The 13578-nt window shown below is 36.6% G+C and carries 12 protein-coding genes; 10 read left to right on the top strand and 2 right to left on the bottom strand.

The window, feature by feature from the left end:
• Positions 1-3: 3 nt before the first annotated feature.
• A complete protein-coding gene (locus tag KEM09_RS05190; RefSeq protein ID WP_212226420.1) occupies positions 4-1239 on the bottom strand; it encodes a porin in 1236 nt (411 codons plus the stop codon).
• Between the two features lie 213 nt (positions 1240-1452).
• Between KEM09_RS05190 and KEM09_RS05185 the strand changes: the two genes are divergently transcribed.
• From KEM09_RS05185 to KEM09_RS05175, 3 genes are all read left to right on the top strand, one after another.
• Positions 1453-2067 (top strand): IMPACT family protein, encoded by a 615-nt coding sequence (locus tag KEM09_RS05185; RefSeq protein ID WP_212226419.1) that lies wholly within the window; start codon positions 1453-1455, stop codon positions 2065-2067.
• Positions 2068-2081: 14 nt separating this feature from the next.
• Positions 2082-3017, top strand: coding sequence for a carbohydrate kinase family protein (locus tag KEM09_RS05180; RefSeq protein ID WP_212226412.1), 936 nt, complete (start codon positions 2082-2084; stop codon positions 3015-3017).
• 78 nt (positions 3018-3095) lie between these two features.
• Complete coding sequence (locus KEM09_RS05175) at positions 3096-4451, top strand: 4Fe-4S dicluster domain-containing protein (protein WP_212226410.1); 1356 nt, start codon at positions 3096-3098, stop codon at positions 4449-4451.
• Here the strand turns inward: KEM09_RS05175 and KEM09_RS05170 are convergent.
• Positions 4444-4995, bottom strand: coding sequence for a WcaF family extracellular polysaccharide biosynthesis acetyltransferase (locus tag KEM09_RS05170; RefSeq protein WP_212226408.1), 552 nt, complete (start codon positions 4993-4995; stop codon positions 4444-4446). The genes KEM09_RS05175 and KEM09_RS05170 overlap by 8 nt on opposite strands.
• Before the next feature lie 389 nt (positions 4996-5384).
• Between KEM09_RS05170 and KEM09_RS05165 the strand changes: the two genes are divergently transcribed.
• From KEM09_RS05165 to KEM09_RS05135, 7 genes are all read left to right on the top strand, one after another.
• Positions 5385-6662, top strand: a complete 1278-nt coding sequence (locus KEM09_RS05165) for a site-specific integrase (protein ID WP_212190795.1) — start codon at positions 5385-5387, stop codon at positions 6660-6662.
• Between the two features lie 11 nt (positions 6663-6673).
• Positions 6674-7582, top strand: coding sequence for a hypothetical protein (locus tag KEM09_RS05160; protein WP_212190783.1), 909 nt, complete (start codon positions 6674-6676; stop codon positions 7580-7582).
• A 203-nt stretch (positions 7583-7785) separates the two neighbouring features.
• Entirely contained in the window at positions 7786-8073 is a 288-nt protein-coding gene (locus KEM09_RS05155; RefSeq protein WP_212190781.1) for a DUF3853 family protein, read from the top strand.
• A gap of 155 nt (positions 8074-8228) precedes the next feature.
• Complete coding sequence (locus tag KEM09_RS05150; RefSeq protein WP_212226405.1) at positions 8229-8999, top strand: helix-turn-helix domain-containing protein; 771 nt, start codon at positions 8229-8231, stop codon at positions 8997-8999.
• Between the two features lie 31 nt (positions 9000-9030).
• Positions 9031-9456: a hypothetical protein gene (locus KEM09_RS05145; protein ID WP_212190777.1), complete on the top strand. Its 426-nt coding sequence runs from the start codon at positions 9031-9033 to the stop codon at positions 9454-9456.
• A gap of 307 nt (positions 9457-9763) precedes the next feature.
• Entirely contained in the window at positions 9764-10084 is a 321-nt protein-coding gene (locus tag KEM09_RS05140; RefSeq protein WP_212190775.1) for a hypothetical protein, read from the top strand.
• Between the two features lie 588 nt (positions 10085-10672).
• Entirely contained in the window at positions 10673-13384 is a 2712-nt protein-coding gene (locus KEM09_RS05135) for a LuxR C-terminal-related transcriptional regulator (RefSeq protein WP_212226402.1), read from the top strand.
• Positions 13385-13578 lie beyond the last annotated feature (194 nt).

The following is a 13578-nucleotide window of genomic DNA, read 5'->3' as shown; positions in this document are numbered from 1 at the left end:
TGTTTAGAAATTAACCTGTAACTGAATCCTGATTAGCTGACCAGTCTGACGATTAACCGGATTGGCCATGTCTTCGTAGCGGCGATCGGAGATAGTGTACATAGCCACTGCCTCAAAGGCTTTAATTGGTTGCCACTCGACGCCAATTTCCAATTCTTTAACGGTATAGCTTCGGGCATCCAGCTCAAACTTTTTACCTCCATCGTAATACATCCCCTTCACAAAGGGAAAAATCTCTTGCTTATTATGCTGAATGCGATACATAACCTGGGCATAGCCACCGTGTAACTTTTCTTTACCTATTGAGCCAGTTTCATTGGCTGCATCATATGCAAACTCCGGTCCCACACCAAAATTATATTCGGCCTGAAAACCAAATGGCTGAGGGTAATAAACAATCGTACCTGCTATACGCTGGTCGGCAAAGGTTTTGTCCATAGCCGATTCTGAGCTTAAACTACCGTCATTATTTCTTACAACAACGCCATCAGTAACCGATGTCATCTTGTATTTGCCTGTATATCCCTGCAGACCGAATTCCATAAACTGACCAGAGTTCAGTTCGATTGGATAGGCAAAACGTGCAGCTATATGTGGAATTTTCTTCTCATCAGGAACGAGGCTGTTACCCCGCTGACCATTATAAAACATGACGTAAGCCATCCCATAATCACCTGATCCCTTAATTCCTTTACTTTTAAGCGTTTTAAAACGCTCGCGAATTTCCTGAGGAGCATAATGAATACCGATTCCCATATCACGCTCATCCCTAACAGCACTATTAAGCGGATCATTACGATCGAGTGCCAGCCTGTCCTGCGACGATTGCAGGTTTTCAAAACCAAAAGGAATTTTACTTTGTCCACCTCTCATTCTCCATTCGCCTGCCGGATCAAGAAAATAGTCGAAATAAGCATCGCGCAACTGTCCAAGATTTTTACCATCTGAAGCAAAGTCGGCCTGAAAATAGAAGTATAATCGAGGATGCACCTGGCCACTGACTTTTAGTCGCATCCGCCGAATTGAGAATCCGTCATACCCACCATAAGTACGGTCACCCTGAGGATTTTCCATATCAGGATTTGTTTTGTACAAATCATTGTAACGGAGCTGCATATATCCGTTAACTTTTATTTTGTCGTACCAATTGGATAAGCTAATTGAGCTAGCTTCATTTTCTTGCGCTTCTGTCACTCCTCCTATCAACAGCAGACACAATAATGCAAATGTATTTTTCATTTTGTCTAGTCCTATGTTCCTGTGTGTGAATCTAATGAACATCATTCAACAATGATAAAGCATTATTTTCGGGCAACAAAAGTATACATTCATGTATGATAGTTTTACTTTCCATATCAAAAGTAACTAAACTTAACGATTAATTAACATTGGACCCGCCTGATATTTTTTTACTATTTTCACTCACTCATTTTACAGAACGGTTGCGAAACAATGACATTACCAGATAAGTATAACACAATCGCCCAATTATCAGAAGGTATTTATAAAGAGAAAGGTAGCAAGTTTATAGCATATGCTTACCCCATAACAAATGAAGATGAAATAAAAGAGCACATTGCCGTACTCAAAAAACAATTTTACGATGCACGTCACCATTGCTATGCCTGGCAATTAGGTGTTGATGGCAAACAATTCAGAGCCAATGACGATGGAGAGCCCTCTGGGACAGCCGGTAAGCCCATTCTGGGACAAATACGCTCACATGAACTAACCAATATTCTAATTGTAATCATCCGCTATTTTGGTGGCACTAAGCTAGGCACCAGCGGACTTATACGCGCCTATAAAGAGGCCAGTATTGATGTCATTAATAATGCCACTATTATTGAAAAAACAGTTAATGACCATTACTTGATAAATTTCGATTACGGCGTGATGAATGATGTGATGAAGGTTATTAAAGATGAGAATCCTAATGTTCATCAGCAGGATTTTAACTTGCGTTGTGCTATTGAGTTAAGTTGCCGTCAGTCCGAAACAGAAGCCTTAATAAATAAACTCGAGAAAATTGAATCTGTAAACATTGATTTCATCAGAACTGTATAAAGCAAAATACCACCATGAAAAAATACGATATCATCGTTACCGGCGACTGCAACATAGATATCATTTTCAATAATTTCAATAAGATACCGCACTTTGGAGAAGAAGTAATAGCTCATGATTTTGATATTGTTTTAGGAAGCTCGGCAGGCATTACAGCAGCTCACCTGGCTGCATTGGGTGTTAATGTGGCATATATTGGTGCCATTGGTGCCGATAGTTTTGGGCAGCAGTTTAAAGAGTTGCTTGGTTCATACGGGGTTTGCACCAACTATATGATTGAAAAAAAAGCTTATAAAACAGGCTGTACGGTAGTAATGAGTAAGGATGAAGACCGGGCAAACCTGACGCATGCAGGTGCAATGGCTCAATTAACACCACAAGATATTCCAGTTGATCTGCTTGCCTCAACACCTTATTTTCATATGTCAAATCCATATGTATTACCACACTTCCGAAATGTATTGCCCCAGTTTTTTAAAGCCATAAAAGAGCATCAGGTACATACATCATTAGACCCACAGTGGGATGTAGAAGAGAAGTGGAATACCAACCTCAGGCAGCTGCTTCCTTATGTTGATGTATTCTTACCCAATGAGAAGGAACTTCAATTACTGCTAAAAGGTAACAAACTGGAGGTCGAAGAGCTGCTTCAAGATTATCAGACCAAGATTATTAATACTTGCGGCAGTGATGGGGTTCAGCTTATCAGTTTGAAAACAAGACGCTCCTACTCGTCATACCAAAATACAAAACCGGTGGACTGTATTGGTGCAGGCGATGCCTTTACGGCAGGGTTTCTGGCCGGTACTATTGATGGTAAAAACACTGATGAAGCCATAGATATGGGGTGCAAAAGCGGTGCTTTATCCACTACTGTGGCTGGAGGCGGCGTTCCTTATTCATCCCGCGAGGAATTTGAACCGCTTTTCAATCAATTTATTAACCATTAGAAGCAGCCTACTATTGATGCAAATCAGCTTTTTAGTGATCCAATAGGTGTATTTTGCATGCCCATAGAAACATTGACCATGCCATATTTCAATATCTTCATGACCGTGACAGGTGCTTCACTTGCCGGACTAATGCTATTAATGCTTATTACCTCACTAATAGAAAAGCGCACCCCTGCAGTAGTTAAGGCAGCTGTATTAATGCTTATTTGCACAGTTGTTGCAACCCTTCCTTACCTCCTTGACAATACATACAAGGGATTGATTATTGCATTTGATTCAATGGTTATACTTGCCGGGCTATACCTGTTTATCCCCCGCATGTTTTTTAAGACATACAATGAAGCTCTTGCCTCAGGACAAATTGATGAAAGAACCATCATGTTCTCGCGAAATGAACTAAAGCCCAACACTCAACAATACCAACAATACTACCAGATGCATCCCGACCATCTGGATAATGATGAAAAGTTCAGAAAGCTACCTGGTTTATTAAGTCCACAGTCTACATTTTATAATCCGCTCTCGTTTGGGGCAACAGATGCCCTCTTTCATATTGTGGATGGCTTACACCAGTATGTTGAAGGCCAAGCCAAAGACATATCTCACTCCATTACCCCAGATAACTATGGTCAGTTTATTAAGCAGTGGGCGAAAAAATCAGGCGCTGTATCCATTGGCTATACACAGTTAAAGGATTATCATTGGTATTCTGTTGGCGGACGAGGCGAACGCTATGGGAAAACGATAGAACGTAAACATGCTAACGCTATTGCTTTCACAGTTGAGATGGATCATGATATGGTTGCTGCCGCTCCCAGAAGTTCAATTATCATGGAGTCGGCTAATCAATATCTGCAAGCAGGTATTATTGCCACACAAATAGCCATGTTTATACGCAATTGCGGATTTGATGCACGAGCCCATATTGACGGAAACTACCAAGTGGTAGCTCCTCTGGTAGCACGTGATGCTAATCTGGGAGAAATCGGGCGGATGGGATTATTAATGACTCCTGAACATGGCCCAAGGGTACGAATAGGTGTTATTACAACTGATATGCCTTTACCAGTTGAAAACCGGAAATATGATAATAGTTATGAAGACTTCTGTACCAAATGCCTCAAGTGTGCCGAAAACTGCCCCGCTACTGCTATACCAGAAAAGAATAAAACCAACATTGATGGTGTTGAAAGATGGCAAATAAACTCCGAAAAGTGCTTTAACTATTGGTGTAGTGCCGGCACCGATTGCGGGCGTTGCATGAGCACCTGTCCATATTCGCACCCCAACAACACCCTGCACAATATGGTGAGGTGGAGCATTCGACATTTTCCAAACTTCCGCTATTGGGCGGTTAAGATGGATGACTTTTTTTATGGTCGAAAATCATCACCTGCTCAGTTACCAAACTGGATGCAAACACCTAACTAATAGTTCGCACCTTGACTTTATCAGCCGGATTACCTCTATATATCACATATGGTTCCAGTGAGGAGGAGGCCACACTGTTAACGCTCAAAACTGAATGGCTCCCACAGGTAATACCACCAGTTACAATACTTCTGGCCCCAAGCCACACTCCATCTTCAAGGAAAACAGGTGCCACCATTAAATCGAAGGTGGAATACTTATAATTATGGTTGCCGATCAGAATGAAGGCTTCTTGCGATAAACAACAGTTTTTCCCGATAATAACCTTATCCAGGTTATCAATCCACACGCGCTCGCCAATCCAGGTATTATCGCCAATCTCTAACTTCCAGGGATATTTAATATTCACACCTGGTTTAATCACTACCCCTCTCCCTACTTTGGCACCAAACAGACGAAGCAATCGCACTTTTAGACCAGATAATGGATTACATGGATTGATGAAAAACAGGGCATTAACAAAAAACCAGATGGTCCTTTTAAAATAACCGGCTCCTTCATCAAACCAGTCATTATTATATTTAGATAAGTCGGTACTTTTCATCGTTTAGTTCTATTCAGTTACAGTGTTGAAAGTACTACTTTATTAGGTGGTGGCAAATTTTAAGGTACTGTTTTAAGCAAGATAAAAGCTGTTGACAGAACGGATAACAGTATTCTCCTAATAACCAGATTAGATAGTGTTTGATGATTAATTAATACACATTAAAAAAAACCCTGTAAGTACTCACTTACAGGGTTTTTAAAATTGCTTCCGCTTTCAGCGGAGAGAGAGGCTCTCGAACCTAGAATTTTGATAGTATTAAGACTACCTCATATATCCCGTTAATAGTGGGTATTAATAAAATTTGGCATTTAATTAAATTTATCAAAATATACTTTGATATCTCAAATAATGCGTGTAAAATTGCGTGTAACATTTTTACACACAAAATGAGATATAAACTGTCATTAGAAAAGCGTAAAAAGGATGGCGAGATAATTATAGAGAACGTGCCAATCCGAATTGCAGTTAATCACAATGGGCAACGCATTACCTTGTCAACGGGTTATCGTATTGATGCGAAAGCATGGGATGAAAAAGGTCAGGTAGTGTTGCAGGGATACCATAATAAACAAAAGGAACCATACAATATTATCAACTCAAAGCTTGCATTACAGAAAAGCTTTCTCGATAACTTCTCTCTTAAACATCAGATTGAAAGATTAGAGATAGACCTTGAGAAGCTCAAGGTAGACTTTGCTGAAGAATTTTCTCGGAAGAAAAATGTTAAGCATCAGGAAGTCGAGCAAGAATTGAGCTTTTTTGAATTATATGACCTATTTGTCAAAGAGAGAGGCAAACAAAATGATTGGATGCAGCCCACCTATACGAAATTCAAATCTCTTAAGAAGCACTTAGTGAATTTCGACAAAAAGCTACATCTGGATAAGCTGGATGAAGAGAAATTGACCGACCTTGTTGAATATCTGCGTAAGGAAGGAAAAATGAAGAATACTACGATAAAAAAGCAACTTGGCTTTTTGAAGTGGTTTCTCAAGTGGGCAGTAGAAAAAAATCACACCAACAATAATGCCTATCAAGGCTTTAAACCGAAGTTAAAAACAGCTGATAAGCAGGTTATCTATTTAAGTTCTGCCGAACTGGATTTAGTGCGCAATTATAAGATTCCGGAATCTAAACAATACCTTGAACGAGTGAGAGATGTGTTCTTGTTTTGCTGTTATACATCATTGCGCTATTCTGATGTGTATAAACTACAAAAGCATGATATCAAGAAGGGTAAGATTGAGATAGTAACCCAGAAGACAACTGATAAGTTAAGTATTAAACTTAACTCAAAAGCGATAGAGTTGATTGATAAATACAAGGAATTTCATTTTAAGGATGAGAAGGCCCTGCCCGTTATTTCCAATCAGCGTATGAATGATTACCTAAAGGAGCTTTGTGAATTAGCGCAAATCAATGAGCCAGTAACTGCTATTGATTTTGTTGGGAATAGAAGGATTGAGAACACCTATCCAAAGTACAGTTTGGTAGGTACTCATACCGGTCGACGAACATTTATTTGTAATGCTCTATTGAATGGGATGCCAGCCCATGCTGTTATGAAAATCACAGGTCACTCCGATTATAAGGCGATGCAGCCATATATTGATATTGTTAGCAAGGATGTTGACAATATGGTAGATAAGTATATTAACTTTTAAATTAATTCATAATGTATAATGCAATAAATGAAATAAATAAGAGCATTGAAATTCTTCTTTTAATAATCGATATGATGAAAGAAGAGATTAAATCTGACAATTTCGAGGAGCTTTCTAGACGGATTGAAAATGAAGAATTTATTTATGATATCGATGATTGTGACCCAACTGCGATACTTTCAGCCTTAGAGACAATCTTTTTTTCTCTCCAATCTAAGGGAGGCAGAGAGGTGGTTGAAGATATTTATATTAAAAGAATTGAGACAGACTTAATCTATGTGTTAGTTCATCTTATAAGATGCTCAAGACGGGTAGATGCTAAAGTTTCGGATAATCCTGATAATGATATATATATAATAATCAAAGAGTATATCGATGATTTTTTTTGTGTTGTGGAAGAAATATCTGACAATGTTCAATATTTCTACAGGTCTATTTTAGGAGTTGATATTGAACTTAATCCATTTGAAAGTTTAAAGGCAGAAAAAGTAACATTTAAAGATGTATGTGGTGTTATTGGATACACCGAAAATAGAATAACACAAATGTTAAATGACAGTGAATGCAAGTTCATTGAAGCTTTTGATAATTATTGCAGGGAAAATAAAATAATGGATGTATCCAGGAGGCAATTAAAGGAATTGGCAGTCTATAAATACTTGAGCGGAAGAAGCTCGAAGAAGATTGCTTTTAATGGAACGCATACTGATATCTTTCGTGTTGCGAACATATTTAAGTTAGATGTGGCAAAAGCAAATACAGTTTTTGATAATGGAAAAGGAAAAATGACTAATAATCACAATCCAAAGAACAATGTCAATACGCCTCTTGATGAATTCTTTAAAACGCAGTATAATTTGCATTTTAAAGACAAAGCAAGTGATCTTTTATCATTTGAGTATTGTTTACCAATAAAGTGACCCCACAAAAGAAATGATAGTCATATATCTCATAATGTGATTGATATGAGGTGATTTTTCTGAAAAACCCCAACTGACCCCACGTAAACCCAATCTTGCGTGGGTTTTTTTATGCTTTGTTCGATTATAGTTTCGTAGCATCAAATTTGATTAATTAAAGTATGCTAGTGTACTAATTATTAATTCAATAAAAATTAGTAAAGATGTATAATGACGAAACTCCAATTGTAATGCTTACAGTTGGGGAATTAAAGGCACTGATTGGACAAAGAGCCGAAGTGGAATTAAAACAGGAGAGTTTTATAAATAATGAAGAGAAAAGTTATGTCTATGGCTTGTCTGGTATTAGGAGATTATTCAATGTCTCGCACGCCACTGCACAACGATATAAAGACACCATTCTTAAGGATGCCGTAATGCAGAATGGGCGAAAAATAATTGTAGACAAGAATAAGGCTATTGAGTTGTTTAATCAATGTAGAGGGAGGTAATATGGATGTTAACAACCTAAATCAGTTCTTTGAATGGAAGCATAACTCAGGCATTGAACAAGCTGATAGCAAGCTCGCAAATATTAGTTACTCCATTTATGAGTTCAGTAGAGCCGCCACTATCCAAAATATACCAATCATTTTTTAGCTAATACATGTCAGTTATAAATAATTCTAACGGATGGGTGAGCGTGCATAGAACCCTTACTTCTTCTTCATTGTGGCTTTCTGAAAAATTCACCAGAGGTCAGGCCTGGGTTGATATGATATTACTGACAAATCACTCTGCGGGCTATATACGAGTCAGAGGCATTAGAGTACCATTGGCAAGAGGACAACTTGGCTGGTCTCAGAAAACACTTGCAGAAAGGTGGGGATGGTCAAGGGATAAGGTTAAACGATTCTTAAATGAGTTAGAAAGCGATGGCATGATAAGTCAACAAAATAGCAAGCTAACTAGCATTCTAACAATTGTTAACTACGACCATTATCAAAACAACCAACATCAAACGGGCAACAGACCAACATCAAACCAACATCAAACCGACACTAACAATAAGGTTAATAAGGAGAATAAGGTTAATAATGAAAATGGAGAGTTTACCCCTCCCTCACTTGAAACCATTATTTCTTTCTTTTTAGAAAATGTAAGTTCAAAGGTAGAAGCTGAAAAATTCACGAACCATTATACAGGGAATGGTTGGATGATGGGAAGTAGTAAAATGCAGAATTGGAAATCGGCTGCAAAAAACTGGATAATTCGTTCACCTTCTTTCAATCAAACAAAAGCGACAAGCCATGAAACAAATAAAAACAGAAGTCAAAAATCAGCTAATAGAACTGAAGAACCAAAGCTTACCCGCACAGAACAAGCAAAACAAAACCTCCTTGCCAGCGTCGCGGCAATGGATGATAGACTATTATAAGCAGAGATTCCCAACTGTCACAAGCTTCTTTATGGCGGCCAACTATACTCGCATAATTGAGCATAAAGGCCACTTACCACAAGAAGAGTTAATTTATTCTTCTGCCATTAGATTATGCGAAATTGACAAGATTTACGGGAAAGGAGTGGCAAAAAATTTTGTAATTGCATATCTGATTAACTTTTGCGATTTACTAAACATTAAGGAAGATGCAAAGTTAAATGAAATACAACTTAGTACATGCGCTTTGAATATTCTAATGCGATGCAATGGTATAACAATTTCAGAGCTAGCTGATATGATTAGAAAATTTAGCTCTGGTAGATATGGACAATTCTATGGCCAAATGGATATTATGACTATAGGTGAGTGGACAATGGTCTATATGAAAGATAGAGGTGACATAATTTTAAATAATGACCAGCTTACTCGCTTTATTTTAGAAAGAGATAAATAACATATTTAGAATTAACAACAAAGCTGGCATCTTCTCCGCTTTGTAAAAAACAGCACTATATGAAGTAAAATTGCCTATTACGCACATCAGAGTTCGAAGCCAAACGCTCAGATGTACAATAATACCCAGAAAAATGACTGGCAAAAGTCAATTATCAAATTCGAAAGAATAAGGACAATTTCACAGCTTCACCAAATTATTGACTGAATAATTCAACGAATAATCTCATAGATAAGTGTATTGGAAATGTGTAAATTACCATAAAGGGAACCATCTCTATTGAAGATATTCTTGATATTATCAAGAAATGCGAACATCATTTGGATCAACTTTTCGCGACAAAAGCGCTATAAATGCTCAAAACCAGCACAATATTGAGGAAATAGCACGAGACGAAATAAGAATCGCTGAACTGCGCCTTATAGAAGAAATTAACGCCAATTTATACTGTAAACGGAGGAAAGATTTTCTAGAAGTCAGCAAATACCTATTAACTGGCAGTACCAAGAATGAAGCCAATATTAATGAAGTAAACTTTCTGAAGATTTTGAACATCGGCCTAAGGCAATTGGTGTCAGAGTTAAATTTTGAAAAACGCATGCCTAAAAAAGTCTGGCTAGTAATGTAATTTTCATAAATAAGGCTCTGACAACAACCGGATTGCACGAAGATTGAAAGGTCTAGTATATTATCGGACAATAGTTCATCCTATATTTTGCATGAGTTGCAAAATTAATAGAATATTTTGGCATGAGGCATGTCAGGGGAGTACCATATCATACCATGACTCAAGGCAAGATTGAGTGGTATCACAGGATGATGAAGAATACAATTAAACAAAACAACTATTTCTGCCTGGATGATTTACGTAACAGCTTAGCATTTAACAATTACTACCATAATTAGTATTGACATGAAGCGTTAGATAGCTAACACCATCTGACAATTATTTAGACAATACAGAACAACGCCTACATTAACGAATGCAAATTAAAAATCAAACTTCAAGAAAGGATAAGGAGCATAAGAAAGCTGAATCCTAGTAGCAAATGAAAACTCTTAAAGTTTACAACAGCTCATCATTATTTACCTGATTTAGCTGTTTGGAGAATAAAAAGTATCTCTTAATTTTAAGCATAAATTTGTCAAAAATTTTGACTTAAAACATAAGACCACACTACCATTATACACAATTGCCACAGAACCTAACAAAATTATGATTCAAAATACAAAATTTCACAGGCCAAAGATTAACAACGATATAATTACCAGAAACCGATTATCTTCAATCATTGAGAACAATGTTAATAAAACAGCAACACTTGTAATAGCACCTACCGGATACGGAAAAAGCATTTTGGTAAGCCAGTGGTTAGAGTCTTCCTCAAAATACTATTGTTGGCTCTCTATTGATGATGACCTCAATGCAGCAGATAGTTTTTTCCGGCACTTATTGTATGGTTTATCCAAAAAATTACCCGGCATTTTCAATAGATATGTATCTGCTAATATCAATTCGGACCTACCTCCCGAAAAAGTAATAGCAGACTATATAACTAATGAATTCTGTAATGTAAATGAGGAATTCATTTTAGTATTTGATGATTACCATTTAATTTCCGACCCTCAAATAAATAGGTTTGTCGAGACCTTGATACACAGTCCAAGTCCTAAAGTACATTTGGTTTTAATATCACGAAAAAAACCTGACATTAATATTAGCAAGCAACTTTCATTTGGTGAATTAAAAGAAATTGGTGTAACGGACCTAATAATAAATAACGAAGAATTAGAAGTATTATCACAATCAACTCATTACAGAAGCATTAAGCCAGATGTTGCTCAAACAATATTAAACTACACCGAAGGATGGGTTATAGGTGTGAAGATGGCTTTGTTGTATTGTTCAAATCAGAATAATTCTGACACGCTTGAATATAAATTTGAGTTAAATAAATCTCACTTTAAAGAATACCTGCTACAGGAAACAATTGCTGTATTATCAAAACCTGTGCAAAAACTGATGTTGGTTTCTGCTATTTCCACTTCCTTTAGTTTAGAATTTCTTAAAGCAATCTTAATCAATGAAAAAACGAATTATAAACCCAATGATTTAAAAACACACTTCCTACAATTAGTTACTTCCTCACAGTTTATTATTTCCTTAGATGAATATGGTAATTGGTATAGATATCATCATTACTATTTCGATTTTCTGTCCGAATTATTAAAGAAAACAAAAACCAAGGTTGAGATACAAGGCATGCATAAAAAAGCTGGATTGTTTTATGAGCAAAATCAAAATATTGATAAAGCCATCCAGCATGGCATTGAAGCCAATGATGTTAAGTATGTAGTTGGTCTATTTAAAAAATATAAGCATTCATTGTTGAATAAAGACCAGTTTACAAGATTGCAAAAATGGTTGACCCTTGTCCCTGAACAATGGCAGCAAAATGAACCTGAAATACTGGCAACCAGAATCTTTTTCCACGATAGTAATGCCGATTATGTAGCTATGCAGAAGGATAGTGAATTATTTAGCCAATGTACTCCGTATAAAAAAACCTTAACAGGTGATAAAGCCAGATGGTGGGCTGAGGTGAAAGTAGCTCATGCTTCACTAATGTATCTGACCGAACAAATTGATGAATGTATAGCTCTGAGTCAAGATGCGTTAAACAAATTACCTTCTGAAGCAAGTTATGTGAGAGATGTTGCTTTTTTCCTTAAACTGCTGGCACTCCAGACTAAAAACCAACAGAGCATAGCTGAATCTGAATATAAGAACGTGCTTAATGCAATTCCTTTTTCAGATAATGATAAGCGGATGCGTTTATTCGCCTTAAAAGCCATGTTAAATGCTTTTAATGGAGACATTGATGGAACTAGAGGTTTCGCAAAAAAGTGCATCGCTTTGTCGAAAAACAGTAATCTTTACGTATCAAAAATATATGCTCATTACTTTTACCAAACAGCTTCATACCTAAAGAATGATTTATCTGAAGCAAATATATCTGGCATTGATCTTAATAAATACATTTACATGGGCCGCCCAATCTGGGGGCTTAATTTTCTAATTACGAAAGGATTTGTTCTTAATGCACTTGGAAAACGTTCAGAACTAAAAACAGTAATGAACCAATTAAACGAATTTGCAAGTAACTATCCACAAACGCCCATATTATCAATTGTTAAGGCATTTGAAACAGATGTATGCCTTATTAATAATGATATTAAAATGGCTAGAAAATTAAGTGCAGAAGCCGACTTTAACCCCTTCCCCCCTTATTGTTTCGCATTCTTTCCTCAACTGACACAAATAAAGTTATGGCTGTATTTACGAACAAATAGCAAACTGCAAAAAGCTAAAAAAGAATTAGACCAATTGATTGACTTCGGAATCAGAACAAACCGTATTAACCTTTTGCTTGCAGCCAAACCATTACAGGCACTCTTATTTTTCCTTATTGGTGATCATCATAAATGCATGGCTGCCTTTATTGAAGCCCTTAATTTTTCTTATGAAAAGGGAGTAGTTCGCAATTTTCTGGATGTTGGTACTCAAATGCAAACCCTGATTGAAAATTACATTTACCACGGGTTTACGCACCCTTATTTTGAAGTTGTTCATAATGCCTTTTTGCAAGAAAATATTAACAAGCGATTTGCTGAGAAAAGCTTAGCTAAAGCCTCTTTTATTAACCCTCAGTCTGGGAAAGTTAAAATCACCATGAATGAAGTAAATTTATTGAAAATGCTTCACAATAATTTTCAAAATAAAGAAATTGCACAGGAAATTGGCATCACCACCGATTCTGTTAAAAAATCTTTATACAGGATGTATAAAAAACTAGGTGTAAATAATCGCTCAGATGCTATTTACAAGGCAATCGAGGTCGGACTTTTTAAAGTTGATAATACATAAGTAGGATTATCAACCTTAAATACACAATTGTGTCTACTTTTTGTCCACCCAACTTTTATAGATAAATGGATAAATATATTGTAAGTTTGAATTTAACAACTAACAGAAGCCTTATTACGACTCTCTTTTAAGAGTTTAAGCAAAAATGTTCTGTATTTTAAATTTATGTCAAACTTTGATCAAACATTAATTTC

It is taken from the genome of Carboxylicivirga mesophila (assembly GCF_018271975.1).
Taxonomy (GTDB): domain Bacteria; phylum Bacteroidota; class Bacteroidia; order Bacteroidales; family Marinilabiliaceae; genus Carboxylicivirga; species Carboxylicivirga mesophila.
The sequence above is the reverse complement of the archived record's forward strand: the minus strand, read 5'-3'. Positions and strand labels throughout refer to the sequence as shown.

Excerpts from the sequence above, each read along its gene's own strand:
- KEM09_RS05155 (WP_212190781.1), top strand. The coding sequence starts at position 7,786 with ATGTATAATGACGAAACTCCAATTGTAATGCTTACAGTTGGGGAATTA.
- KEM09_RS05135 (WP_212226402.1), top strand. The coding sequence starts at position 10,673 with ATGATTCAAAATACAAAATTTCACAGGCCAAAGATTAACAACGATATA.
- KEM09_RS05185 (WP_212226419.1), top strand. The coding sequence starts at position 1,453 with ATGACATTACCAGATAAGTATAACACAATCGCCCAATTATCAGAAGGT.
- KEM09_RS05145 (WP_212190777.1), top strand. The coding sequence starts at position 9,031 with ATGGCGGCCAACTATACTCGCATAATTGAGCATAAAGGCCACTTACCA.
- KEM09_RS05165 (WP_212190795.1), top strand. The coding sequence starts at position 5,385 with ATGAGATATAAACTGTCATTAGAAAAGCGTAAAAAGGATGGCGAGATA.
- KEM09_RS05180 (WP_212226412.1), top strand. The coding sequence starts at position 2,082 with ATGAAAAAATACGATATCATCGTTACCGGCGACTGCAACATAGATATC.
- KEM09_RS05175 (WP_212226410.1), top strand. The coding sequence starts at position 3,096 with ATGCCATATTTCAATATCTTCATGACCGTGACAGGTGCTTCACTTGCC.
- KEM09_RS05140 (WP_212190775.1), top strand. The coding sequence starts at position 9,764 with ATGCGAACATCATTTGGATCAACTTTTCGCGACAAAAGCGCTATAAAT.
- KEM09_RS05160 (WP_212190783.1), top strand. The coding sequence starts at position 6,674 with ATGTATAATGCAATAAATGAAATAAATAAGAGCATTGAAATTCTTCTT.
- KEM09_RS05150 (WP_212226405.1), top strand. The coding sequence starts at position 8,229 with ATGTCAGTTATAAATAATTCTAACGGATGGGTGAGCGTGCATAGAACC.
- KEM09_RS05190 (WP_212226420.1), bottom strand. The coding sequence starts at position 1,239 with ATGAAAAATACATTTGCATTATTGTGTCTGCTGTTGATAGGAGGAGTG.
- KEM09_RS05170 (WP_212226408.1), bottom strand. The coding sequence starts at position 4,995 with ATGAAAAGTACCGACTTATCTAAATATAATAATGACTGGTTTGATGAA.